25 protein-coding genes are annotated in these 26,146 nt (G+C 55.5%); all 25 read right to left on the bottom strand.

Features of this window, described 5'->3' with window-relative positions:
* Positions 1-19: 19 nt before the first annotated feature.
* Entirely contained in the window at positions 20-358 is a 339-nt protein-coding gene (gene fdx, locus B3K78_RS13545; RefSeq protein WP_027873631.1) for an ISC system 2Fe-2S type ferredoxin, read from the bottom strand.
* A 10-nt stretch (positions 359-368) separates the two neighbouring features.
* Positions 369-2,219 carry a Fe-S protein assembly chaperone HscA gene (gene hscA / locus B3K78_RS13550; RefSeq protein WP_286695863.1) on the bottom strand — a complete coding sequence of 617 codons (1,851 nt, stop codon included), beginning with the start codon at positions 2,217-2,219 and terminating at the stop codon, positions 369-371.
* A 31-nt stretch (positions 2,220-2,250) separates the two neighbouring features.
* Positions 2,251-2,787, bottom strand: a complete 537-nt coding sequence (gene hscB / locus B3K78_RS13555) for a Fe-S protein assembly co-chaperone HscB (protein ID WP_286695864.1) — start codon at positions 2,785-2,787, stop codon at positions 2,251-2,253.
* Between the two features lie 92 nt (positions 2,788-2,879).
* A complete protein-coding gene (gene iscA, locus B3K78_RS13560) occupies positions 2,880-3,203 on the bottom strand; it encodes an iron-sulfur cluster assembly protein IscA (protein ID WP_027873628.1) in 324 nt (107 codons plus the stop codon).
* Between the two features lie 20 nt (positions 3,204-3,223).
* The gene (iscU, locus tag B3K78_RS13565) at positions 3,224-3,607 is read right to left on the bottom strand and encodes a Fe-S cluster assembly scaffold IscU (protein ID WP_204995927.1); all 384 of its coding nucleotides are present in this window, start codon (positions 3,605-3,607) and stop codon (positions 3,224-3,226) included.
* 24 nt (positions 3,608-3,631) lie between these two features.
* Positions 3,632-4,846 (bottom strand): IscS subfamily cysteine desulfurase, encoded by a 1,215-nt coding sequence (locus B3K78_RS13570; protein ID WP_204995928.1) that lies wholly within the window; start codon positions 4,844-4,846, stop codon positions 3,632-3,634.
* Positions 4,847-4,905: 59 nt separating this feature from the next.
* A complete protein-coding gene (gene iscR / locus B3K78_RS13575) occupies positions 4,906-5,382 on the bottom strand; it encodes a Fe-S cluster assembly transcriptional regulator IscR (protein WP_027873625.1) in 477 nt (158 codons plus the stop codon).
* A 145-nt stretch (positions 5,383-5,527) separates the two neighbouring features.
* Positions 5,528-6,310 carry a tRNA (cytosine(32)/uridine(32)-2'-O)-methyltransferase TrmJ gene (trmJ, locus tag B3K78_RS13580; protein ID WP_036255995.1) on the bottom strand — a complete coding sequence of 261 codons (783 nt, stop codon included), beginning with the start codon at positions 6,308-6,310 and terminating at the stop codon, positions 5,528-5,530.
* Positions 6,311-6,363: 53 nt separating this feature from the next.
* Positions 6,364-7,683, bottom strand: coding sequence for a tRNA lysidine(34) synthetase TilS (tilS, locus tag B3K78_RS13585; protein ID WP_286695865.1), 1,320 nt, complete (start codon positions 7,681-7,683; stop codon positions 6,364-6,366).
* Between the two features lie 19 nt (positions 7,684-7,702).
* Positions 7,703-8,653 carry an acetyl-CoA carboxylase carboxyl transferase subunit alpha gene (gene accA / locus B3K78_RS13590; RefSeq protein WP_286695866.1) on the bottom strand — a complete coding sequence of 317 codons (951 nt, stop codon included), beginning with the start codon at positions 8,651-8,653 and terminating at the stop codon, positions 7,703-7,705.
* 83 nt (positions 8,654-8,736) lie between these two features.
* On the bottom strand, positions 8,737-12,219 hold the full coding sequence (gene dnaE / locus B3K78_RS13595) for a DNA polymerase III subunit alpha (RefSeq protein ID WP_286695867.1): 3,483 nt from the start codon (positions 12,217-12,219) through the stop codon (positions 8,737-8,739).
* An 80-nt stretch (positions 12,220-12,299) separates the two neighbouring features.
* Complete coding sequence (rnhB, locus tag B3K78_RS13600; RefSeq protein ID WP_286696201.1) at positions 12,300-12,926, bottom strand: ribonuclease HII; 627 nt, start codon at positions 12,924-12,926, stop codon at positions 12,300-12,302.
* Entirely contained in the window at positions 12,913-14,085 is a 1,173-nt protein-coding gene (gene lpxB / locus B3K78_RS13605; protein ID WP_286695868.1) for a lipid-A-disaccharide synthase, read from the bottom strand. Before lpxB ends, rnhB begins: the two co-directional genes overlap by 14 nt.
* A 42-nt stretch (positions 14,086-14,127) precedes the next feature.
* Positions 14,128-14,925, bottom strand: coding sequence for an acyl-ACP--UDP-N-acetylglucosamine O-acyltransferase (gene lpxA / locus B3K78_RS13610; RefSeq protein WP_286695869.1), 798 nt, complete (start codon positions 14,923-14,925; stop codon positions 14,128-14,130).
* Complete coding sequence (fabZ, locus tag B3K78_RS13615) at positions 14,925-15,365, bottom strand: 3-hydroxyacyl-ACP dehydratase FabZ (protein ID WP_027873618.1); 441 nt, start codon at positions 15,363-15,365, stop codon at positions 14,925-14,927. The genes lpxA and fabZ overlap by 1 nt, the downstream gene beginning before the upstream one ends.
* A 2-nt stretch (positions 15,366-15,367) precedes the next feature.
* Positions 15,368-16,429 carry a UDP-3-O-(3-hydroxymyristoyl)glucosamine N-acyltransferase gene (gene lpxD / locus B3K78_RS13620; protein WP_204995935.1) on the bottom strand — a complete coding sequence of 354 codons (1,062 nt, stop codon included), beginning with the start codon at positions 16,427-16,429 and terminating at the stop codon, positions 15,368-15,370.
* A complete protein-coding gene (locus B3K78_RS13625; protein ID WP_027873616.1) occupies positions 16,429-16,938 on the bottom strand; it encodes an OmpH/Skp family outer membrane protein in 510 nt (169 codons plus the stop codon). Before B3K78_RS13625 ends, lpxD begins: the two co-directional genes overlap by 1 nt.
* Positions 16,939-16,968: 30 nt before the next feature.
* A complete protein-coding gene (gene bamA, locus B3K78_RS13630) occupies positions 16,969-19,551 on the bottom strand; it encodes an outer membrane protein assembly factor BamA (protein WP_286695870.1) in 2,583 nt (860 codons plus the stop codon).
* A gap of 84 nt (positions 19,552-19,635) precedes the next feature.
* Positions 19,636-20,994, bottom strand: coding sequence for a sigma E protease regulator RseP (gene rseP / locus B3K78_RS13635; protein ID WP_349676122.1), 1,359 nt, complete (start codon positions 20,992-20,994; stop codon positions 19,636-19,638).
* An 11-nt stretch (positions 20,995-21,005) separates the two neighbouring features.
* Positions 21,006-22,181 (bottom strand): 1-deoxy-D-xylulose-5-phosphate reductoisomerase, encoded by a 1,176-nt coding sequence (gene ispC, locus B3K78_RS13640; protein WP_286695871.1) that lies wholly within the window; start codon positions 22,179-22,181, stop codon positions 21,006-21,008.
* Positions 22,181-23,017: a phosphatidate cytidylyltransferase gene (locus tag B3K78_RS13645; protein WP_286695872.1), complete on the bottom strand. Its 837-nt coding sequence runs from the start codon at positions 23,015-23,017 to the stop codon at positions 22,181-22,183. Before B3K78_RS13645 ends, ispC begins: the two co-directional genes overlap by 1 nt.
* Before the next feature lie 20 nt (positions 23,018-23,037).
* Positions 23,038-23,796, bottom strand: a complete 759-nt coding sequence (gene uppS / locus B3K78_RS13650; RefSeq protein WP_239547692.1) for a polyprenyl diphosphate synthase — start codon at positions 23,794-23,796, stop codon at positions 23,038-23,040.
* Between the two features lie 20 nt (positions 23,797-23,816).
* On the bottom strand, positions 23,817-24,338 hold the full coding sequence (frr, locus tag B3K78_RS13655; protein ID WP_239547723.1) for a ribosome recycling factor: 522 nt from the start codon (positions 24,336-24,338) through the stop codon (positions 23,817-23,819).
* Positions 24,339-24,403: 65 nt separating this feature from the next.
* The gene (gene pyrH / locus B3K78_RS13660; protein WP_286695873.1) at positions 24,404-25,135 is read right to left on the bottom strand and encodes a UMP kinase; all 732 of its coding nucleotides are present in this window, start codon (positions 25,133-25,135) and stop codon (positions 24,404-24,406) included.
* An 83-nt stretch (positions 25,136-25,218) separates the two neighbouring features.
* Positions 25,219-26,082: a translation elongation factor Ts gene (gene tsf, locus B3K78_RS13665; RefSeq protein ID WP_027873608.1), complete on the bottom strand. Its 864-nt coding sequence runs from the start codon at positions 26,080-26,082 to the stop codon at positions 25,219-25,221.
* Positions 26,083-26,146: the final 64 nt, after the last annotated feature.

The raw sequence follows: 26,146 nt of genomic DNA on the forward strand, positions 1-26,146 counted from the left end.
CCCTTGCGACACATAAAATCTAGTGGCGTTCAGACACCATATTGATGGTGTAACGCGGTATTTCAACCACGAGGTCTTTATCCGTGACTACTGCCTGGCAACTGAGCCTAGATTCCGGCTCCAGCCCCCAGGCCTTATCCAGCATATCTTCTTCAAGCTCGTCAGCTTCATCGAGTGACTCAAACCCTTCGCGAACGACAACGTGGCAGGTCGTGCAGGCACAGGACTTCTCGCAGGCGTGTTCAATATCGATACCATTGGCTAGCATGGCGTCACAGATGGTCTCGCCGCTGGCAACTTCCAGCACCTCACCTTCTGGACAAAGCGTCTCGTTTGGCAATACAACTATGCGCGGCATGATGCGCTCCTTACAGTTCGTCTACTCGCCGTCCGGCGAGGGCTTTTTTGATACTCGCGTCCATGCGGCGCTCGGCGAAGGTTTCACTCGCAGCGCCTACAATTTCTATTTGGCGGGCGATACTCGCCGCAGTGCCACTGGCTTTTTCATTGTGGAGCTGCTCCATTTTGGCCAGCAGCTCACGCTGCTCTTCTTCACTGAGCAAAGCCTCGCCGTCGGCGAGCAATGCCGCAGATAGCGACTGCAACAGCGCCTCTGCTTCAACCTGCTGCTCGCGAAGCGCGCGCGCTTCTTTGTCTTCGCCAGCGGCATCGAACGACGCCGTCAGCATATCGGCGATATCGGTGTCGCTTAGCCCGTAAGAGGGCTTAACTTGAATCTGACTCTCCACGCCGGTGGTTTCTTCTCGGGCCGATACTTGCAACAAACCATCGGCATCGACCTGGAAAGTCACCAGTATCCGTGCAGCCCCGGCTACCATCGGCGGAATACCGCCAAGCTCGAAGCGCGCCAGTGATCGGCAGTCGTCGACCAACTCTCTCTCGCCCTGCACCACGTGAATGGCCATGGCCGTTTGACCATCCTTGAAGGTGGTAAATTCCTGGGCCATCGCCACCGGGATAGTGGTGTTGCGATGAATCACCTTTTCGGTCAAGCCGCCCATGGTTTCAATACCCAAAGACAGGGGAATGACATCGAGAAGCAGGGTTTCATCGCCGCTGCGATTACCCACCAGCTGGTCCGCCTGCGAGGCCGCTCCCAGAGCCACCACTTTGTCCGGGTCAAGGTCGACCAACGGCTCACGGCCAAACCACTGGGCGACACGTTCGCGCACACGCGGTACCCGCGTCGAGCCGCCAACCATCACTACGTTAAGAATATCGTCACTGCTTAGCTTGGCATCACGCAAGGCTCGCTTGCAGGCGCGAATCGCGCGGTCAATTAAGGGGTCCACAAGCGTATTGAATTGCTCTCGCGCTAATGACAGCGTCTGTTCAGCAACACGCAGCTCTGTCGTCTCTGCGCTGGTCAAGCATTCTTTGGCGGCGCGGCAGGCATCGAGTAATTGGCGGCGCTGGCGCGCATCGAGGTTCGACTCGCCAGCCTGCTCCATTGCCCAGGCAGCAATAACTTGGTCAAAGTCGTCACCGCCCAAGGCAGAATCGCCCCCCGTGGAAAGCACTTCAAAGACGCCTTTACTCATCTGCAACACAGAAATATCGAAGGTGCCACCACCCAGATCGAAGACGGCAATTGCGCCCTCTTCTTTCTCATCCAGGCCGTAGGCAACAGCGGCCGCAGTGGGTTCGTTAAGCAGGCGCAGCACATTCAGCCCGGCCAACCTAGCCGCATCTTTAGTTGCTTGGCGCTGACCGTCATCAAAATACGCAGGCACCGTGATTACAGCGCCCTGAAGCTCACCACCTAAACTCTGCTGAGCACGCTCAGCCAGCGCGCGAAGGATTTCTGCAGACACTTGCACAGGCGAGCGCACTCCCGCGCGCGTATTCAAGCTCACCATTCCCTCAGTATCGATCAACTCATACGTTGACAACTGTTCGGTGGCACTGACGTCGGCATAACTACGCCCCATTAAACGCTTCACTGACGCCAAGGTATTGCTGGGATCTTCTGCCGCAAACGACTGCGCCTCGTCCCCCACAATCACACTGCCGCTGTCCGCGTAGTGAACCACGGAGGGCAGCAGTGCACGCCCTTGCTCGTCAGCCAACACTTGCAGGCTGCCGTTTCGGAAGGTGGCAACAAGGGAATTCGTCGTCCCCAAATCGATACCCACTGCAAGTTTGCGTTGGTGGGGCTCGGGGCTCTGCCCCGGCTCAGAGATTTGCATTAACGCCATATTGTCTTTCCATTTGCTGCGGTGAAAGGAACTAAAAATCCAGCAACTCGCCTTCTTTTTGTTCCGCTTCGTAGCGCAGCTTTTCTAAGAATTGCAGCTTGGCATAACTCGACTTTGCTGCGTCGTAGTCACCAAGCTCATAGAAGCCTTGAAATTCTTGCCGTTGAGACCTCAAGGCATTATCCACATCGGCATAAAAACGATCGAGCGCCTGCTCAGGGTCTTCCGCGTCATGCAAGTCCGACAACTCCTCTCGAAGCTGCATTTGCTGCATTAGAAACTCAGGATCCTGGAAGGTGGTGGCACTGGTGTCGACGGCATGCCCCGCGAGTTTGAGCATATAGGCCGCCCGCCGGGTTGCCGAGCGAAGTGTTTCGTAAGCTTCGTTGATTTGCGCCGACTTCTGCACAGCCAACAAGCGCTGGCGCTCGTCACCACCGGCAAAACGGTCTGGGTGAACACTGCGCTGCAACTGCCGATAGCTTGCCGTCAACGCGGTCTGGTCAATGTCGTACGACTTTTCCAACCCAAGCAAAGTAAAGAAATCCAGTTGAGAGCCCTCACTCACGATTCACCTCATGGCGAAAAAACGCCGCCCCAAATACGCAAAAGGCGCGATCGGCATAAACCGAAACGCGCCAGCAGATGCCGACAAGCCTGTTAAACGGTAAAACTTTCCCCGCAACCGCACTCTGCAGACACATTCGGATTATTAAACTTCAGGCCCTCATTGAGCCCTTCTTTAACGAAGTCTAACTCCGTACCGTCGAGGTAGACTAAGCTCTTGGGGTCAATAAACACCGACGCCCCAAAGGCCTCGAATACTTTGTCTTCCGCCTGCACTTCATCGACGAACTCAAGCACGTAAGCCATACCGGAACAGCCTGACGTGCGCACACCTAAGCGAATTCCCAGGCCGCGCCCTCTGCCAGCTAGCTGGCGCTTTATATGCTCAGCGGCAGACTCTGTCAGCGATATTTTCATTGCTTCAGCCACCATGCGACTTAAGCACCCTTCTTCTTTCGGTAGTCCGAAATGGCAGCTTTGATTGCATCTTCCGCCAACACAGAGCAGTGTATCTTCACCGGCGGCAGCGCCAACTCTTGTGCGATCTCAGTGTTTTTAATGTGCTCGGCTTCATCGAGCGTTTTGCCCTTCACCCACTCGGTAAGCAGTGAACTAGAGGCAATGGCCGAACCACAACCGTAGGTCTTAAACTTGGCGTCTTCGATAACGCCTTCGTCGTTGACCTTGATCTGCAGACGCATAACATCGCCACAGGCAGGCGCACCCACCATGCCGGTGCCAATTTCATCACTGGCATCATCAAACTTACCGACGTTACGCGGGTTCTCGTAATGGTCGAGTACTTTTTCACTGTAAGCCATTTGTCGTCCTCCTCCGGAGCTACCTTAGTGGGCAGCCCATTCAATGCTGTCTAAATCAACGCCGTCTTTGTACATATCCCAAAGAGGAGACAGCTCTCGCAATTTGTCTACCGCTTTGCGCACCTGCTCAACGGCATAGTCCACTTCCTCGTCGGTGGTGAAACGGCCAAACGAGAACCGCAGTGAGCTGTGCGCCAGCTCATCATTCAAACCCAACGCACGGAGCACATATGAGGGCTCCAAGCTGGCCGAGGTACACGCCGAGCCTGAAGACACCGCCAAGTCTTTCAGCGACATAATCAGTGACTCCCCTTCAACAAAAGCCAGGCTAATGTTGAGGTTGCCCGGCAAGCGCTGCTCCATAGAGCCGTTCACATGAACCTGCTCAATATCTTTGAGGCCATTCCAAAAGCGCTCGCGCAGTGCCAGCGAGTGCGCGGCATCTTTTTCCATTTCCTGGCGGCAAATTTCGCACGCTTCACCCATACCCACTATTTGGTGAGTCGGCAGGGTACCAGACCGCATACCGCGCTCATGGCCACCACCGTGCATCTGCGCTTCCAGGCGCACACGCGGCTTGCGGCGCACGTAGAGCACACCAATGCCCTTGGGGCCATATAGTTTGTGAGCCGAAATGGACAGCAAATCGACCTTCATTTCCGCCAAATCGATAGGCAGTTTACCCGCGGTTTGCGCGGCATCGACGTGAAAGACAATTTTGCGCTCGCGGCATAATTCGCCGATCGCCGCGATGTCATTAATTGTGCCGATTTCGTTATTGGCGTGCATGATGCTGACAAGCACAGTGTCGTCGCGCAGCGCCTGCTCCACTGCCTCTGGCGTAATAATGCCATCGGCATTCGGGTCCAAATAGGTCACATCAAAACCTTCGCGCTCCAACTGGCGACAGGGGTCAAGAACCGCCTTGTGCTCAATCTTCGAGGTAATAATGTGCTTGCCCTTCTTGCTGTAGAAGTGTGCCGCACCTTTAACCGCCAGGTTATTGGACTCAGTCGCACCCGACGTCCAAACAATTTCTCGCGGATCAGCGTTGAGTAGATCAGCCACTTGGCGACGCGCATTTTCTACCGCTTCTTCCGCCTTCCAACCAAACAGGTGAGATCGCGACGCGGGATTGCCGAACACGCCTTCAGTGGTCAGGCACGCCATCATCTTTTCAGCAACACGCGGGTCTACCGGCGTGGTTGCGGAATAATCCAGATAAATTGGCAACTGCATATTTCTCTCCTCGTATCGGGGCGCCGTATCGCCCCTCGCGCCACAGCGCGTTTGAATGCTTAATCGATGGCGGTAAGCACGATAGTTTGCTCGGATTCGCCGCGCAGCCGTTGCCGCGCCGATACCGCCTGTACATCTCTACGCTGTACCAAGCTCGCTAGACTGATATCACTGAGAAAATGATGAATCTGCTCGCTTAAATCAGACCACAGGTGATGCGTTAAACAGGTGTGGCCGTCCTGACAATCGCTCTGCCCAGAGCAACCCGTGGCATCGACCCGCTCGTCCACGGCGTCGATAATTTCGGCCACAAAAATCTCTTCACCCGGCCGACTTAAGCGATAACCACCGCCAGGACCGCGTATACTCCGCACCAACTCCCGGCGCCGCAGCTTTGCAAACAGCTGCTCAAGGTACGACAAAGAAATATCCTGACGACTGGAAATATCAGCCAGACTGATAGGGCCTCGGTCGCCATACAGCGCCAAGTCGAGCATCGCAGTAACTGCGTATCGTCCTTTCGTCGTTAATCGCATAAACGTACCTAATCTCCGTAGGGAGATTATGCAATAACCTAGTATTTCTATCAACTATTTACCCGATTAATTTAGTCGGGTATGTCGCAGGAACGCGACGGAACGGCGGCGCATTATAGCCCCTGGGGGCCGCGTACTCCACCTTCTAGCCTTCCTGCCCGCCATCCTCTCCACGCTCTTTGGCTTTGCGCACCCAATATTGGGTGGACGTGAGTATGCCGCGCAGAATATTGACCTCCATCTCATCGAGACGGGTGCGCTGATACAAGCGCCGGAGGCGAAGCATCAGCTTCTTGGGTGCCTCAGCGCGCAGGAAGTTGATGTCGTAGAGTGTTTCCTCAAGGTGCACCAGATAACGCTCCAGCGCCTCAGCCTCGGCTACCGGCTGGTCCCACTCCGCCATCGCATTGGCATCCAACTCGCCCGCCACCTGCAACATGCGCAACTCGTAAGCCATAACCTGCACGGCCATACCCAGGTTAAGTGAGCTGTATTCGGGGTTAGAGGGGATGTGTACATGCAAGTTGCAGCGCTGGAGCTCTTCATTTGTCAGCCCCCTGTCCTCGCGACCAAACATTAGCGCAACGCGATGGCCAGCACCGGCCTCGCGATACACCTCTTCCATGCAATGGCGCGGATTAAGCAAGGGCCAGGGCACCGTTCGCTCCCTGGCACTTGTACCAACGACCAAATGGCAATCAGCAATCGCCTCATCGAGGGTTTCACAAACCACAGCATTGTCGAGAATATCGCCGGCACTCGCCGCACGCCACGTTGCCTCATCGTGGGGAAATTTGCGCGGCGCAACCAGATACAGCTGCGACAAGCACATATTTTTCATGGCGCGAGCAACCGCACCGATATTACCCGGGTGAGAAGTATTGACCAGCACAATGCGGACGTTATCGAGAGAATGAGTATCTGTCATGGTTGGCGCCTTGATTACAAGCCGCGCATTCTACCAGAGGCCAACGCAGGGAGTCAGTGCCCGGCGACATCCTGCCAACATACTTGCCAACCGTCGCCCTTCGGCGCGGAAAAGCCCTCGCACACCGCCAGACCAGCAATTGCCGCTAATACCCCATCGCAATAGATAAGAGGCAAACGGGCGCGCTGCAGGGGCGGTAAATCCCACTGCTGGAGCAGTTTTTTGAGCGAGCGGTGGTGCCCCTCACCGGCAAGCTGACAACGCTCACCACCGCGGCGAAACTCAACAGTCACCTTACCACTTGGCAAAAATTCCCCACCAGGACGCGCAGACAACACCCCGCACGGCAGGCGAAGGGGCTCCGTCAGCGACCACTGCACAGCCTGAGCATAGGGCTGTTCGGCGATATCTCTGGGCTCAACATACAAGCGCTGCCGGTGACGATAAAACCGCCACGGGCCATGCACGACTTGCGGCTGAGCATCCGCCCGGGATTTAAGAAACTGCTCGGCAAATATATGAAGCTGCGCCTGCTCCAGGAGCAACTGACAGCGACTGCGTAAGAAATGATTGAGCAGTGGCAGCTGCTTGTGGGCGGGAATGTGTAAGAGTCGCGACAGATCCAGTGTGGCACCGTCCATCAGCGCCCCAAGATCCGCTTCCAGATACTCATCGAGCAGGGCTGCACTGTCCGCGCTGTGTTCCGCCACGCGAGCAAAGCTCCGCCGGTACGCTGGCCAGCGCGCCGCCAGCAAAGGCATGACGTGATGACGCAGGTAGTTGCGGTCATAACTCGCCTGGGCATTGCTGGGATCTTCATCCCAATCCAGCCCCTCCCGCTGCGCGAATACTGACAAACGCTCTCGCGGAAAGGCCAATAATGGGCGAAACAAGCGCCCCGCACCCAGCGACCGCAGCGGCGGTATTCCCGCCACGCCCTGCAATCCCGCTCCCCTTAACATGCGCTGCAACACGGTTTCAGCCTGGTCATCGAGATGATGGGCGAGCAACAACACGTCGCCGCGCTGCAATGTCGACTCAAAAGCGCGGTACCGAGCCCGTCTGGCTGCGGCTTCCGGGCCCTCACCGTCTTCGCTGACCACCACCCGGTGGACGAGCAAAGGAATATCGCGGGCATCACAGAGAGCACGGCAATGCTGCTCCCATTGATCAGCGGCATCTTGCAAACCGTGGTTAACATGGACAACGTGAACGAGGGGGAAGTCGCGACACTGCTCGCGCAGTCGCAGCAGAATGTCCAGCAGCACCCGGGAATCTAGGCCACCGCTGTAAGCCAGCCAATAGCGCTCAGGCCGCTCGAGCAAAGCAAGAGCGGCCTGAACCTCGCTGACGAGGTCGAGATGATCCGTCATGAAACGACGGCCTCCCTCACTACACAGTGCCGTATGACATCAAACGCTGGTAGCGAATATCCAGCAACTCGGGCTCTGGCAGTGCCTGCAGAGACTCCAACTGCTTTAGGATGTGCTCTTTTACCCGCTCGGCGCTGGCATCAATATCGCGATGCGCGCCACCCTGGGGCTCAGGAATGGTAGCATCAACGATGCCGAGCTCTTCCAACACCGTAGACGTCAAACCCATTGCCTCGGCGGCATCAGGCGCAAACTCGGTGCTCTTCCAAATAATATTGGCGCAGCCCTCAGGGGAGATCACGAAATAGGTAGAGTATTGCAGCATCGCAATATGATCACCGACGCCGATACCCAGTGCACCACCCGAGCTGCCCTCGCCAATCACGATACAAATGATGGGCGTTTTCAACCGCGACATTACCGCAAGATTCTGGGCAATGGCCTCGGAGATACCGCGCTCCTCACTGTCGATACCGGGATACGCCCCTGGGGTGTCAATGAGCGTAACGATGGGCAGCTTAAAGCGCTCCGCCATCTCCATCAGTCGAAGCGCCTTGCGATACCCCTCTGGCTTTGGCATACCAAAGTTACGCTTAACCTTTTCGGTAACGCCGCGACCCTTTTCTTGACCGATCACCATCACAGGCTTGCCATCGATTTTGCCAATCCCCCCGACAATGGCGGAATCATCACCAAAATGGCGATCCCCGTGCAGCTCGTCGAAATCGGTAAAGATGCGCCGGATGTAGTCGAGGGTGTAAGGGCGCATAGGGTGACGCGCGATCTTTACGACATCCCAAGGACGCAGTGAAGAAAAAATCTTTTCTGTCAGCTTGCTGCTCTTATCCTTCAGCTTGGCGATCTCTTCGCCAATATTGATATCGTTGTCGTTACCCACCAACTGAAGCTCTTCAATTTTGGCTTCCAGTTCGGCAATCGGTTGTTCAAAATCGAGATAATTCGGGTTCATCGCTCTGTTTTATTCGCTCTGTTGACGTCCGCCCATATTTTATCATTTTTCAATATGGGACCATTCATGGCGGTGATTATACGTTAATCGTATTTGATCACCACGTTATTTGCTCCACAGTCTTCGCGCAAGCGGATTAACATATCCTCCTGAGGCAGAATTCGCCATTCCGACCCCAACCGCAACAGCCCTTCCCCTTCAGGCCGGCTATAGCGGATCACCACTGGACAACTGCCACCGCGCACCGCACTCAAGGCTGATTTTACCCGCTGCAATTGTTCACTGCTGCTGTGCTCGGCAGTCAGGGCAATTTCCAATTCCTTCGCGTGGTGCTCTCGCGCCTCCGCCAGGCTGCGCAGTGACTTCACGCGCATTTTCTTGCCGCCGCTGTATTCGTCAAAACTGCACACGCCCTCGACAACCAGCACCGCATCTTTGACCAGCTTTTCGCGGCACTCCTCGTAGACATCCGAGAACAAGGCAACCTCAATGCGAGCACTGCGGTCATCGAGCAGCAAAAACGCCATGGTATCGCCGCGCTTGTTTTTCATGGTGCGCATATTGACCGCCAACCCGGCAACCGTCTGCGGGTGCTTTTCCGGATTCAGGTCGACGATGCGGCGCGGCACGAAGCGCCTGAGCTCTGCCTCGTAATCGTCAATCGGGTGCCCGGTAACATACAGCCCCAGGGTATCTTTCTCGCCCTGTAATCGCTCTTTGGTCGTCCAGCGCCTGGCATCGCGAAACGCGGCGTAGACATCGCGATTCTCAACCGACAGGGTGTCGCCGAACAGGTCGACCATACCGCTCTCGACGTTGCGCGCCGCTTGCTCAGCAACCTGCACAGCCTCCGGCATAGCAGCCATCAGTACGGCCCGGTCCTCGCCCAGGTCGTCGAAGGCGCCGCTGCGAATAAGCGCCTCAATCGCCCGTTTGTTGACTTTTCGGGGATCAGTGCGCTCGCAGAAATCGAACAGGTTTTTAAAGGGACCACCGCTGTTGCGCGCGGCAATAATGCTCTCCACCGGGCCTTCGCCCAGGCCCTTGATCGCGCCGAGGCCGTAGACAATCTGGCCGCGATCATTGACGGTGAACATATACTCACCCTCATTGACCGAGGGCAGCTTATAGTCCAACTTCATCTCGCGGCATTCTTCGATGAAGATAACGATTTTGTCGGTGTTATCCAGTTCCGAACTCATCACCGCCGCCATGAAGGGCGCTGGGTAATGCGTTTTCAGCCACGCGGTTTGATAGGAAACCAAGGCATAGGCAGCGGAGTGCGACTTGTTAAAGCCGTAGCCAGCGAACTTCTCCATGAGGTCGAAAATATTCGACGCCAAGTCTTTATCAAAACCCTTCTCGACAGCACCGGCAAGGAACAAGCCGCGCTGTTTTTCCATCTCTTCGGGCTTTTTCTTACCCATTGCCCGCCGCAGCAAGTCAGCGCCACCCAGGGTATAGCCACCCATCTCCTGTGCGATCTGCATAACCTGTTCTTGATACAGGATGATGCCGTAGGTGGGCTGCAAGATTGGCTGCAGACACTCGTGCTGGTACTGCGGGTGGGGGAAAGCCAACTCGGCGCGGCCGTGCTTACGGTTGATAAAGTCATCAACCATACCCGACTGCAGCGGCCCCGGACGGAACAATGCCACCAGTGCGATGATATCTTCGAAACAGTCTGGTAGCAGCTTCTTAATCAGCTCCTTCATGCCTCGGGATTCCAACTGGAATACCGCCGTGGTTTCCGCTGACTTCAACAAGTCGAAGGTCTTTTTATCCTCCAGCGGAATCGCCATGATATCCAGCGGCTGCTCGCCAATCTTGTCGCGCTGAGCATTGATGATCTTCAAGGCCCAGTCGATGATGGTCAGGGTACGCAGCCCCAGGAAGTCAAACTTGACCAACCCGGCATCTTCAACATCGTTCTTGTCGAATTGCGTTACCAGGCCGCCGCCACTCTCGTCGCAGAACAGTGGCGCAAACTCGGTGAGCTTACTGGGGGCAATCACCACACCACCGGCGTGTTTACCAACACCGCGCACGACCCCTTCCAGCTGTACCGCCATATCCCAGATTTCCTGGGCTTGCTCGTCGCTGTCTAAAAACTCCTTGAGGGCCGGCTCTTGCTCCAACGCTTTTGCCAGCGTCATTCCCACTTCAAAGGGAATCAATTTAGAAAGCTTGTCAGCCAGGCCGTAGGACTTGCCCTGCACCCGCGCCACATCGCGAACAACCGCCTTCGCCGCCATGGTGCCAAAGGTGATGATCTGACTAACCGCATCGCGGCCATAATTATCGGCAACATAACTGATAACCCGGTCGCGGCCTTCCATGCAGAAGTCAACATCAAAGTCGGGCATGGAAACCCGCTCGGGGTTGAGGAAGCGCTCGAACAGCAGGTCGTACTCAATGGGATCGAGGTCGGTGATTTTTAGCGCGTAGGCAACCAACGAGCCCGCCCCGGAGCCCCGCCCTGGACCAACGGGGATATCATAATCTTTGGCCCACTGGATGAAGTCCATCACGATCAGGAAGTAACCCGGGAAGCCCATCTGGAGGATGATATCGAGCTCAAAATCCAGCCTGTCGCGGTACTCCTTTTCTGTTTCCGCAAAACCCTCAGCACTGCGATCAAACAAGAAATCCAAGCGTTCATCGAGGCCCTTGTGACAAAGCTCGCGGAAGAACTGCTCCTGGGTCATTCCCTCCGGAATTGGGTACTCCGGAAGGTAGTAGGTGCCGAGCTTAACGGTCAGGTTGCAACGCCTGGCGATCTCAACACTGTTCTCCAGTGCCTCGGGAATGTCGGAAAACAGCTCAAGCATTTCCTCAGCGCTGCGCAGGTACTGCTCATCGCTGTAATTGCGGGGACGGCGCGGGTCGTCCAGCACTCGGCTATCGCGAATACACACCCGCGCCTCGTGAGCTTCGAACTCGTCACTGCGAATGAAACGCACATCATTGGTGGCAACTACCGCGCACCCCGCCTGTGCCGCAAGCTGAACAGCGGCATGGATATAGTCGTCTTCATTGGCACGCCCGGTGCGCTGCAGCTCGAGGTAATAGCGATCACCAAATACTGACAACCAGCGATCGAGCCGCTGGCGCGCCAACTCCAGTTTATTGTTTACCAATAGCTGGCCCACATCACCGTCGCGACCCGCCGACAGCGCAATCAGGCCGTCATTGGCTTGCTCTATCCAGCTGCGATAAACATAGGGCTTACCCTGCCACTGCCCCTCCAGATAGGCCCGGGAAATTAATTCAGTTAAGTTCCGGTAGCCGGTTTCATTCTGCACCAGCAAACACAGCGTGCTAATTTGCTCGGGATCGCTGTCGTCGCGCACCCACAGGTCGCTACCGTAAATGGGTTTGATTCCGTTGCCTTGCGCGGCTTTTTGAAATTTGATGAGCGCATAGAAATTACAGATATCGGTCAACGCAACCGCTGGCATCCCCATTGCCGCGGTGTGCTTACACAGATCCTTGACCCGCACCAGGCCATCCACCAAGGAGTACTCGGAATGAACGCGCAAGTGGACAAATTTCTCGTTTAACATCGTAGCGTCCTGGAGCCTGTAACACTGTTGGCTTTGCGCTGATTCGCCGGCAATTACCCCAGCGCAATCAGCTACCTTATTTAGGATTCTTCTAAAAGCGCCCTGACCGGCGCGTAACTACGCCGATGTATTGGACTGACGCCAAGGCGTTTCAGCGCCTCGAGATGCGCCTTTGTTGGGTAGCCTTTGTGGCCGGCAAGACCGTAGCCCGGATATTGGGCATCCATCGCTTGCATTTCCCGGTCGCGAACAACCTTGGCAAGGATCGAGGCGGCGGCAATTGCGGCTACCCGGCTGTCACCTTTGACCACGGCCTCGGCGCGGTAGCGCCACTGCGGCAGCCGATTGCCGTCGACCAGCACCAATTCGGGCTCTAACTCGGCGCCCTGGTAGCGCAAACCTTCCACCGCACGCTTCATCGCCAGCAGACTGGCGTGCAGAATATTCAAGCGATCAATTTCTTCCACGCTTGCCCTTGCAACACAATAACTGAGGGCGCGTTCGCGGATGATATCAAACAGGGCTTCGCGTTTTTTCTCGCTTAATTTTTTAGAGTCGTTCAGACCGTCAATCGGCTGCAGCGGGTCAAGTACCACCGCGGCGGCAACCACATCGCCGCACAGCGGCCCCCTGCCCACCTCGTCGACACCCGCCGTGAGTCGCGGGTAGTCCGGTGCATCGGCAAACAGGTCATCAGTCTGCACGATTAGCGGGCTCCTGTTTAGGCACACCGGCGATGGCGAGAATGTCGCTGGCCGCACGCTCACTGGCATTGCGCGCCAGGTCCTGATGAATGCGCCGAAACTCAGCCAGTAGGGTCTCCCGGTGATTTTCATCGCTTAACTGCTCAAGAATCAGCGGCCCTATCACCTCCGCCGACACTTCGTCTTGCAACAACTCCGGCACCAATGCCCGCTGTGCGAGCAGGTTGGGCAGCGAGAAAAACGGCGTTTTGACCAGACGTGACAGCAGCGCGTAACTCATTTTACTAAAGCGATAACACACAACCATGGGGCGCTGCAGCAGCAGCGCTTCCAAACTGGTTGTCCCCGACGCCATCAATACCGCGTCGGCGGCCGCCATTACCGTACGAGACTCACCCAACACCACGCGCACCGGCAAGTCGGCAGTTTGCAGGGCAATAGCATCCAATATCTGGCGCTTCCTGTCAGCATTGGCAGCAGGCACGATAAATTCGATATTGGGAAGCGATCGACGCAGCCACTGCGCGGTTTCCAAAAAGATGGGAATCAATTGAGACACTTCGCCAGCGCGACTGCCCGGCAACAGCGCTACCACTGGGTTATCCCCTTCTATCGACAGGGATTGCCGCGAGGCTTCACGCTGATCGTCAAACGGAATTTGATCGGCCAAGGGGTGACCCACGCAGCTCACTGGCACACCGTGCTCTTGGTAAAAACTTTGCTCAAACGGGAACAGCGTCAGCATATGATCCACCGCTTTCGCAATGGTTTTGATTCGCCCCTGACGCCAGGCCCACACAGAGGGGCTGACATAATGCACAGTGCGAATACCGCGCTCGCGCATACTGCGCTCGACATTCAGCGTAAAGTCCGGCGAATCAATACCCACCACCACATCTGGCTGCCATGCAATAAGGTGGCGCTTTAGGTGGCGGCGAATACGCAACAGCTCCGGCAAGCGCTTCAAGGGCTCGGTAAAGCCCATGACCGACAGGCGATCCATATCGCAAATAGAATGAAAGCCCTGAGCGATCATCAAGGGGCCGCCGATGCCCTCAAACTCTGCCTGAGGAAAGCGCTGGCGAATGGCGCGTATCAAGTCGGCGCCGAGAATATCGCCGGAGGCCTCGCCGGCGATCAAACCGATTTTGAGAGGAGTCATATCGCAATCAATGCCGGCGCACCGGCCCTTGGTTGATAGCGCTTATCGAACAATACCGCGCTGTGACTGTTTCAGGGAGGCTGCCATCAATTCCACTTCCGGGTGCTCCGCGATCAGCGGTTGCAGCGCATTCAGCGCCTCGTCGACGGTCAGGCCCTGGCGGTAGATGATCTTGTATGCGCGACGAATAGCGCTGATCGCGTCGCTGCTGAAACCACGGCGTTTCAGGCCTTCCACATTAATGGTCTTGGCCTCAGCCGGGCTGCCGCTGACGGTAACATAGGCAGGAACGTCTTTGCTGATATGACAACCGAACCCGGAAAAACTATGGGCACCTATCGAGCAGAATTGATGGACCAGCGAATAACCGCTGAGAATCGCCCAATCGCCGACAACAACATGCCCTGCCAACGCAGCGTTGTTGACCATAATGCAATGATCGCCAATCACCGAGTCGTGCCCCACGTGCGCATAGGCCATCAACAAGTTGTTGCTGCCGATCACAGTCTTACCCAGGTCCTGCACCGTGCCGCGGTGAATGGTAACGCCTTCGCGGATCACGTTATTGTCACCGATGATCAGCTCTGTCGGTTCGCCTTTGTACTTCAGGTCTGGCGTGTCCTCGCCCACCGTGGAAAATTGGTAAATCGTATTGTTCTTGCCGATACGGCTCGGCCCTTTGAGCACAACGTGCGAGCGCACGTCGCAGCCTTCGCCCAGCTCAACGTCTGGCCCAACAATCGTCCATGGGCCGATTTTTACATTCGCGCCAATGACCGCCGTGGGGTCAATGATCGCGCGCGGATCGATCTCCGCGCTGGCATCAATATGGCCTGGCATCACTTCTTCCGATCAATACATAAAATGGTTGCCGAGCAGGCCAGTGTATCCTCAACATAAGCCTGACACTCAAATTTCCACAGCCCTTTACGATCGGAAACGTACTGAGCTTTCAGGATCAGCTGGTCACCGGGGACAACCTGTCGCTTGAAACGCGCGTTATCGACGCCAGCAAACATGTAGATCGAGCCATCGGAGGGCTTTTTGTCGAGCGTCTTAAACCCCAGAATACCCGCTGCCTGCGCCATTGCCTCAATGATCAACACGCCTGGCATAATCGGCAGGCCTGGGAAATGGCCATTGAAGTGGTTTTCATTTCCGGTGACGTTTTTAATCGCAACAATCGACTCACCAAGCGTCAACTCAACGACTTTATCCACCAATAAAAAGGGGTAGCGGTGAGGGAGGTATTCCTGAACCTCGTTGATATCCATAACCATGCTCAATCTCTTTCCTCGTGCAGCGTTCGCAGTTCTTTTTCCATCGCCTGAACACGGCGATACAAATCATCAAGCTTGGACAGTCTGGCAGTGTTCTTTCGCCACTGCGCAGACGGCATTAGAGGACTGCCACCACTGGAATAGGAGCCGGCCTCACTAATCGATTTTGTGACCAGGCTTCGGGCGGTAAGGTGAACGCCATCGGCAATACGGATATGCCCAACCACACCGATATTGCCCGCCAAGGTACAGTTCTTACCAATAACGGCGCTGCCCGCAACCTGGCAACAGGCTGCCATTGCCGTGCCCGCGCCGACTTCGACGTTGTGAGCGATCATGGTGAAGTCATCCATGATGACGCCGTCGCCAATGACCGTGTCGTTGAGTGCTCCCCGATCAATACAGGAATTCGCACCAACTTCCACTCGGTCGCCAATGCGCACACCACCGAGCTGATGGATTTTCACCCAGCCCTGCTCAGAAGGCGCAAAGCCAAACCCGTCGCCGCCAATGACCACACCGGAGTGGACAACACAGGACTCACCGATACTGACACCGTGGTAGACAGTGACATTGGCGTGAAGGTAACTGTATTTACCCACGCTACTACCCCGCCCCACTATCGTCCCGGCGCTAATCACCACATTTTCGCCGATGGTCGCGCCTTCTTCGATAACGCAGTTGGCACCAATACTGGCACTGGCGTGAACGTTTTCCGACATAACAACGGCAGAGGGATGGATACCTGCGCGGGGCTTTTCGAGGGGGTCGAATAATGCGCTGGCTTCCGCGTAGGCAAGATAGGGGTTCGCCGATACAATCACCGCCATTTCTGGCCGCATGTCATTTGCATGGCTGACCATATCGGGGTGAATAATCGCCGCCGCCGCTGCCGTCTCAGCCAACTGACTGCGGTACTTGGCATTGGCGAGAAAACTCAGCTGCGAGGAACTCGCAGTGTCCAGCGCCGCCATGCCGGTCAATACCAAGTTGCCGTCTCCTTCGTACGGCAACTTCAGTAAGCCCGCTAAATCAGCAAGGCGCAAAGACTTTTGCTCAGCCATTATTTTGCCTGATTGAGCTTGTCGGCAACTTTAGCAGTAATGTTATATCCCGCATCGGCGTGCATTACCGCCTTAGCTGGCAGCAGTAAACCGATGTTTTCTTCTTTAATAATTTCGGGCAGCAGCTTCTGAAGTTTGGGGCCAACTTCTTTCATGATGGTCTGCACTTCCTGCTGCTGTGCAGCTTCGATCTTACGAGCCAAGTGCTCGCCGTCAGAGCGTTTTGAATCGATCTGATTCTTGGCCAGTTGGCGCTGCTCCGCACTCATGATCTCAATATCTTTTTGCAGTTTTTGCACGAGCTTTTCGTAGTCCTTGCGCACCGTCTCAAGCTCTGACAAGTTGTTTTTGAACTCTTTCTGATTGCGCAGGGCGTTCAAACGCTGCTTAGCAACATCAGTATTGAGAACCGCCGCTTCCAAATCAAAAACCGCGATGCGCCCCTGAGCCAGGGCAACGGAACCCCACAGCATTGCTACCATTAAAACGGCAAATTTAACTACCTTCATGTAACACTCCTAAACATTATTCTATGTAGGTTAAAAAGTCCGACCGAGAGAGAATTGGAATATTTCGGTCTCGTCAATTTTTTCGTCATTCAGCGCCCGGCCCAAGCTAAAGGTCAGCGGACCGAAACCGGTGATCCAGGTAACACCAAAGCCAGCAGAGTATCGCAGCTCGTCGACACTGGGAGACGAACAGTTGATCTGAGTAGAGCTACAGCTAGTGCTGAATACATTACCCGCATCGAGGAACAGACCACTGCGAACGGAGCGCTGATCCTTCACGAATGGCAGTGGGAACAGCAATTCAATACTGCCTTCCATCAGCACATTGCCGCCAAAGGGATCGGCTTCATCCCCCAGCGAGGATGCGGTATCTACCACCAACTGCCCGGTTGCCGGATCGAGCACGTAGGCGGCTTGAGCCGACAGCGCCGTCGCGTTCCCGTTACTGTCTATGGCTGTTGCCGCCTGCGAAATACGATAGACATCGGCTGGCGAGCTGCGCGGTCCAAGTGTATTACTGCGGTATCCCCGAACCGAGCTGAACCCCCCTGCATAAAAATGCTCATAGAAAGGCAATTTATCCAGGTTACCGTAGCCATCACCATATCCGAGCTCAGTCTTAAAGCGCAGCGTAAAACTATTGCTGATCGGCACGTACAACTGGCCGTTATAAGTGAGTCGGTAGTATTCCAGGTCTGAGCCTGGAATTGACGCTTCCAGCGACACAGACTGCGAAGCACCCCGCGTTGCCAACAGGCCCCGGTTCAGCGTTGACTGGCGCCACGAAATGCCCGCGGTGAAGTTGCCAAACTCATCGCCATATTCATCCAGGAAACCCGGCTCGTCGCTTTCTGTTAGGGCACCAGCAGGCAGATTGGCAATGTCCTCGAGAACTTCAGCAACCGTGTAACGACCAGTACTGGGGTCACGTGTGCTGACAAAGTAGTTATCCACGGCATCGAAAATACGGGGGCTGGTTTTAATCTCTTTCACCGCGCGGACGCCGGCTTCGATGGAGGTTAAGTTGTAGCCCAGTTCAAACCCTAAACGCTCGGTTTCAGAAATGGGGTAACCAAAGTTAACACTGGTGCCATAAGTATCGGTGGTATAACTGGCAACGTTGACCTCTTCGAAGTCGGTAGCACGGTAGAACACCGAGAAACCGCGGCTAACGCCATCTTCGGTAAAGTATGGGTCGAGATAGTTAAAGCTGGCACTGGTCAGGAAGTCACTGCGTGATACACCAAAGCCCACTTGTTTACCGGTACCCAGGAAGTTGTTCTGCTGGATATTCGCGCTCAGCAACAGACCGCTGTCTTGCGAGAAACCAACACTGGCACCCAAACTGCCGGAGCTCTGTTCTTCTACAGAGTAAGTCAGGTCAATCAGGTCGTCGCTACCCGGCACTTCAAGGGTTTCGACTTTCGCCCCCTTAAAGTAACCCAGGCGCTCCAGGCGAATACGCGACAATTCAATTTTGTCTGCCGATGCGGGGGCTGCTTCCATCTGACGCATTTCCCGGCGCAGTACTTCGTCGGCGGTGCGCTCATTGCCCTCGAAGCTGATCCGTCGAACGTAGGTGCGCTTACCCGGATCGATAAAGAATTTCAGTGCAACGGTGCCGGCGTCTTCATCGACCTCAGGAATACCACGCACCTTTGCGAAGTTATAGCCTTCATTACCTAGGCGTTTGACAAGAAACTCTTCAGTGCTGGTAACCAAGGCCTGCGAGAACACCTGACCTTCCCGTACTAAAATAAAGCGCTTGAGGTCATCCTCGGGAATGACCAGATCACCCGATAGCTCAGCGCCGCTGACGGTGTACTTATCACCCTCGGTGACATTGACGGTGATGTACACCGACTTACGGTCAGGGCTGATCGAGACTTGGATTGAGTCGGTGTTAAAGCGTAGATACCCGCGGTCAAGATAGTAGGAGTTGAGCGTTTCCAGGTCGCCTTTCAACTTTTCCCGCGCGTACTTGTCGCTGCTGCTGAAGAAAGAGAAGAAGCCACTGGGCTTTAACTCAAATTCGTCGAGCAGGGTTTCATCATCGTAAACACTGTTGCCGACAATATTGATGTGCTTGATCGACGCGGTACTGCCTTCATCGATATTGATCGAGATCGACACCCGGTTGCGCGGCTCAGCCACCACATCGGTTTCAATACCGGCATCGTAACGACCCTGTGACACGTACTGACGGGTCAATTCCATTCGCATATTTTCAAGCGTTGCCCGCTTGAACACCTGCCCCTCGGCCAGACCAGCCCCTTTCAAACCGTCTAACAGGGCATCGGTTGCCAGAGCTTTGTTACCTTCGATATTAATTTTACTGATAGCGGGTCGCTCTGTTACCCGGACAACCAAAACGTCTTTGTCTACGCCGATCTGGATGTCATCGAAATTACCGGTAGCAAACAGCGCGCGGGACGACTGGGCAACGGCTTGCTGAGTAATCAGGTCACCAACATTGAGCGGCAACGCCGAAAACACCGTTTCGGCCGCAATACGTTGCAAACCCTCAACGCGGATATCATTGATGCGCGTTTGCGCAGACACCAGCGGACTCGCCAAACAAAAAAACAATGCGTACAGGAAAAAGCGTTTCATCAAAAACCAGCAACCACGGCTAGGGCTCGGCACCAAAACGAGGGTGCAAGAGCACTGGGTAAAATATATCGCTAAACCCTAAAATCAGAGGCGCAATACGTCGTTATATAAAGCAAAAAACATGACACACACCACCAACGCCAAACCCAATTGGTTAGCCCATGCCTGCACTTGTTCCGTTACCGGGCGACCGATAATGCCCTCAATCGCGGCATAGACAATATGTCCGCCATCAAGGATCGGAATTGGCAGCAAGTTCAATACCGCCAAACTGATACTCAGCAAGCCCAGAAAACTCAGCCACGAAAAAAAGCCGTACTGAGCGGAAGAGCCGGCCACTTTAGCAATCGTTATCGGGCCACTCAAGTTTTTCGGCGACAACAAGCCGGTGATCATTTTTTTTATCGATTCCAGCGTAAACACACTCATGCGCCACGTCTTTTCGCTGGCAGCAACCAGGGCGGCCACGGGGCCGTAATCCACCTCACGGAGCATGTTCTCGGGCCACTGCGGTGGCTTAACCCCTACCCCAGCAAAACCGACAGCCATGCCGTTGTCTTCAAGCTTTCTCTGCGGCGTCATCACAAGATCTAGCAAGCGGTTATCGCGCTTAACCCGCAAAGACAGCGCCTTATCGGGGCTGGCGCGAACAACTTGCACCCAATCCTGCCAGGTCGACACCGCCTTTCCGTCGGACTCAACGATGATGTCGCCCTCCTGCAAACCCGCTTGCTGTGCGGCTCCGCCCGCGACCAGCTCACCAATTTCAGGCACTAATTCAGGCACAAACAATGTCACGCCCAACTCGTCCAGAGGGCGCGGCTCTTCCAGGCCTTGCATCCACTTGTCGATCTGAACGCGGTTTTCGTAGCGCAGACTCGAGCCCGCAGTTTTCACGCTGATACTGAGTTCGCCGCTCTCGCCAATGCGCTCCAGCAACTGCATTTGCAGCGTTTCCCACGTAGGGGTATCCACGCCATCAACAGCGACAATTTCCTGACCTTCAATGAGACCGGCCTGCTCAGCCAGCGAACCGGGGGCAACGCGGTCAATGACCGGCGCAACGCCGCTAACGCCATTGAGAAAAACCAGCCAATATACAAATATGGCCAGTATAAAATTCGCTAAGGGGCCGGCAGCAGCAATCGCAATGCGCTTCATCGGCGTTGCCCGGTTAAAGGCCATGTGGCGCTGGTCTTCGGGAACCTCGCCCTCGCGCTCGTCCAGCATTTTTACATAGCCACCGAGCGGAATTCCCGCTACGGCGTACTCAGTGCCCAACTTGTCGCGCCAACTGAGCAGCGGCTTGCCAAAGCCCACAGAAAAACGCAGCACTTTGACACCGCAGCGACGTGCTACCCAGAAATGACCAAACTCGTGAATTGACACCAGGATACCCAGTGTCAGTACCGTGATGAATATCGTTTGCAGAAGTCCCAGCACGGCCAGCTACCTCAAAATCCAAATTCGCGAACGAGAGACCGCGCGCGCTCACGCGCCTGAAGGTCCGCAGCTTGGACATCGCCCAGCGTCAGCGGTTCAACATTTTCAACGTCAGCCATCACGCGCTCCAGCAATGTCGGTATCGCGGTGAACGGCAATTGCTCGGCCAAAAACGCCTCAACAGCAATTTCATTCGCTGCATTCAAACTGGCGCTGGCACTGCCGCCAAGCTCTGCGGCCTCTCTTGCCAGACGCAAACAGGGGAAACGCTGCTCATCCGGGGCCTCAAAATCCAGCCGCGCCTGCACAATCAAATCCAGAGAGGCAACGCCGGATTCCATGCGCTTAGGCCAAGCCAGGGCATGGGCGATCGGCGTGCGCATATCGGGCTGGCCCATTTGCGCCAGCACGGAGCCATCGACATATTCCACCATCGAGTGAATAACGCTTTGCGGATGAACCACCACGTCGATGCGCTCCGGGGGGCAGTGGAACAACCAGCACGCCTCGATAAGCTCGAGCCCTTTGTTCATCATGGTGGCAGAGTCGACGGAGATCTTTCGCCCCATGGACCAATTCGGATGGGCACAGGCCTCATCGGGCGTCACCGACGCCAAACTCTCTACCGAGCGCTGCCGGAAGGGCCCGCCAGAGCCGGTCAGCAAAATACGTCGCACCCCCTGCGCATCGAGACCTTGGCGATGCACGCCGGGCATACATTGAAAGATGGCATTGTGCTCACTGTCGATGGGTAACAACGTCGAACCGCTGCGCTCCACCGCATCCATAAACAGCTGGCCCGCCATAACCAATGACTCTTTATTGGCCAGCAGGACTTTAGCCCCCGCCTCAACGGCCGACAATGTAGGCAGCAAACCGGCCGCCCCCACTATCGCCGCCATCACCGTATCAGCCTCAGCGGCAACTTTGCAGAGCCCCGCCTCGCCGGCAAGCACCTCGCACTCACTGCCGGCCTGACGCAACTGCGTCACCAACTGTTCAGCGCTTGACTCATCGCGCAGCACCACATAGCGAGGCTGGTGAGTCAACGCCTGCTGCAGGATTGCCTCTACGCTGCAATTTGCGGTGATGGCATAGAGCTCGAAGGTGTCGCGATGACGCGACAGTACATCCAAGGTACTGACGCCGATAGAGCCGGTAGACCCCAATACCGTCACGCGCTCCATTACTGCCAGCCCACCGACATTAGCCCCAGGGCAAACACCGGCGATGCCGCCGTTAAACTGTCAACGCGATCCATTACGCCGCCATGACCCGGCAACAACTGACTACTATCTTTAATACCGCGGTGCCGCTTAACCATGCTTTCCAGCAGGTCGCCCAGCACCGAAGCCAGTGAAGTGATTGCGGCCAACACCAGCATGGCTGGCAAGCTCACGGGCATGCCGCCGGGCCAGAAGTACCAGAGCGCAGCCATGAACGACACGCTACACGCCAAGCCGCCCCAGAACCCGGCCCAGGATTTACCCGGGCTGACCGCCGGCGCCAATTTCGCTTTGCCAAAGCGGCGACCAAAGAAATAGGCCCCAATGTCGGCGATGGCAACCAAGGCCACCAGCATTAACAACAGCCAGGCACCATTGGGAAGGTTACGCAGGTAGCTCAATGCCAGCCACGTTGGCAGCAGTACCGCCACCCCCATAACGATGCGAACCGGCCGAGAACCCCACAAGCCAGCACTCACCGGATAGCCTTTCACCCAGAGCAACGCGACCGCCCACCATACACAAGCCGCGACAAACAGCTCCTGTAATGCTGCCGTCGACCAGGAGGCGACATCGCCCAATAGCGCGTACACACTGGCGATAAGAGCACCGATGACCAGGACATAGGCCAGTCTTGCCACCTGGGGCCGCAGGTCGCTGAGGTCAGCCCATTCCCACGCGGCCACCAGCACAATGCCAGCGAACAGTAATGACAGTTGACCCGCCGACAGATAGGCCATGGCAGCAAGTAGCGCAGCCACAATCACGACGGCGGTAATAATCCGCTGCTTAAGCATAAGGGGGTAATCTCCGGTGTCTATTCGCCGTTGTCATTATCATTATCGCGGCCCCCGAAGCGGCGCTCACGGCTGGCATAGGCATCTAGCGCCCTATGCAATTCCGTTTCATCAAAATCTGGCCACAGGCAATCGCAAAAATAAAACTCGCTGTAGGCAAGCTGCCAAAGCATAAAATTACTAATGCGCTGCTCACCGGCGGTGCGTATGCACAAATCCGGCTTGGGCAGGTCAGCCAGGGCCGTATGTTGATCAAACAAAGTAATATCGATGTCGTCAACGCGCAACTGCCCGTCTTCAACTTTCTGAGCAAGCTCGCGTGCGGCGCTGACAATATCCCACTGACCGCCGTAATCCACAGCGATCACCAGAGTCGTTTCAGTGTTAAAGCGCGTGAGCTGCTCGCTGTAGTCCATCTGCTTGCGCAAGCCAGCGGAGAAGCGGCCCCGCTCACCGATGAAGCGCATTCGCACACCATCTTCGTGGAGCTTTTTGGTCTCGCTATCCAGATAACTGGCAAACAGCCGCATCAAAGCCTGGACTTCCATGCTTGGACGCTGCCAATTTTCGCTGGAGAACGCGAACAGCGTAATCACCTTCACGCCGCGCTCGCGACTGCATTTAAGCAGCCCGCGAATCACTTCCACACCGGCGCGATGTCCGCCTGCCGCTTTGAGCCCGCGCTTTTTCGCCCAGCGATTATTGCCATCCATAATGATGGCAACATGCCGAGGCGCCGCGGAAGGTTCTGAGCCTCGATGGGCCATATCAACTGCCATGAAAACTGCTTCTTAGTCGATCAAATTTCCATTAGATCGCTTTCTTTCACCGCGAGCGCTTTATCAACCTCTGCGACGTATTTATCAGTGATTTTTTGCACGTCATCCTGAGCGCGACGTTCTTCGTCTTCACTGATCTCTTTCTCTTTCAGCAGCTCTTTAATATCCGCCAACACGTCGCGGCGCGCATTGCGCACTGAAACCCTCGCGCGCTCGGCCTCTTGGCGAGCCTGCTTGATATAGCCCTTACGGGTCTCTTCCGTCAGGGCAGGCATTGGAATACGAATAACCGCACCGGCCGTGCTGGGGTTCAAGCCGAGGTCCGACTTCATGATGGCCTTCTCAACATCGGGCACCACGTTTTTTTCCCAGGGCGTAACCGTGAGCGTTCGGGCATCTTCAACACCGATATTTGCCAGCTGCGAAAGCGGCGTTTCGGCACCGTAGTAAGAGACGCGAATATTGTCTAAAAGACTTGGGTGCGCGCGCCCAGTACGAATTTTATTAAAATTGCCGCCCAGCGCTTCAATGGCCTTTGCCATGCGCTCTTCGGCATCTTGCTTGAGTTCGTCTATCACTTTTTCTCTCCTCAATTGGCACCGGGGCACTAGCCCGCTGATACCAAAGTTCCCTCGTTGCCACCGACCACAATATTTAACAGCGCACCCTGCTGCTCCATGGCAAAGACGCGCAGCGGCATCTCGTGGTCGCGACACAGACAAATCGCCGTGAGATCCATGACCTCTAACTTCTTGTCCAGGACCTCATCGTAACTCAAATGGTCGTATTTCTTAGCATCGGGATCAATCATTGGGTCAGCGCTGTACACGCCATCCACTTTGGTGGCTTTAAGCACCAGGTCCGCATCGACCTCAATACCCCGCAGGCACGCTGCAGAATCGGTCGTGAAAAAGGGGTTACCTGTCCCCGCTGCAAAAATCACCACCTCGCCGCGACTCAGCGCGCGGATGGCCTTGCGGCGATCATAGTGGTCAACCACGCCGCTCATCGGGATCGCCGACATTACCGACGACTTGATATTACTGCGCTCGAGCGCGTCGCGCATGGCCAGTGCGTTCATTAAGGTGGCCAGCATACCCATGTGGTCGCCGGTTACACGATCCAGGCCTGCCGTTTGCAGTGCTGCACCACGGAATAGATTTCCGCCGCCGATAACCAGGCCAACTTGTACACCAATACCCACGAGCTGCCCCACTTCCAGTGCCATGCGATCGAGCACCTTGGGGTCAATGCCAAAACCGAGCTGCCCCATCAGGGCCTCGCCACTCAGTTTAAGAAGAATGCGCTTGTATTTTTTGTCCCGACTTTGAGTGGACATATTTCACCCCTGCAAATCAACTTTCCGCACACACTTTAATCATCGCATAGAAAAACGGGGCCTTGAGGCCCCGCTTCCGCGACTCAGCCCTTGAGCTGTGCAGCCACTTCGGCTGCGAAGTCGACTTCTTCTTTTTCGATGCCCTCACCTACTTCGAAACGAATGTAGGTTTGAATGTCGGCACCGGCATTCTTCAGCAACTTGCCCACTGTCTGCTCAGGATCTTTAACAAAAGCCTGATCAACCAGAGCGTTCTCCGACAGGAACTTGCGGATACGGCCTTCAATCATCTTCTCGATGATCTCAGCTGGCTTGCCACTTTCCTGCGCTTGCGCAGTGAAGATTTCACGCTCTTTGGCAACTTCTTCTTCGGGCATATCACTTTGCTTGGCAACACGGGGGTTTACTGCAGCCACGTGCATGGCAACATCACGCGCCAGTTCAGCATCACCACCTTTCAGGGCCACCAACACAGCGATGCGGTTGTTAGAGTGAACATAACTGTCCACAACACCCGCTTCAGCGCTGAGCACCTGGATGCGGCGAACCGAGATATTTTCACCAATTTTTTGTACCAGCGCTTCGCGAGCAACTTCCAGCTCACCCGCCATCAGCGCAGCCACATCGTCCTGCTTTTCAGCAAAGGCTTTGTTAGCAACCAAGTCAACAAAGCTCAGGAAGCCTTCATCGCGAGCGACAAAGTCAGTCTCACTGTTCACTTCCACAACCACAGCATAGCTACCGTCTTCGGCTACTTTTGTTGCAACAACACCGTCAGCAGCAGTACGACCGGCTTTTTTAGCCGCCTTCATACCACTTGACTTACGCAGCTCTTCAATCGCCAGTTCGATGTCACCATTGGCTTCATTAAGTGCTTTTTTGCACTCCATCATGCCAAGACCAGTGCGCTCGCGAAGCTCTTTAACCATTGCTGCTGAAACAGCCATCTTAAAATCCTCTTGTTTGGGCTTGATTTCGGCCCACCCTGCGGGCCTGCTCAATAAATATCCA

Source organism: Spongiibacter sp. UBA1325 (genome assembly GCF_002306875.1).
GTDB classification, from domain to species: Bacteria; Pseudomonadota; Gammaproteobacteria; order Pseudomonadales; family Spongiibacteraceae; genus Spongiibacter; species Spongiibacter marinus.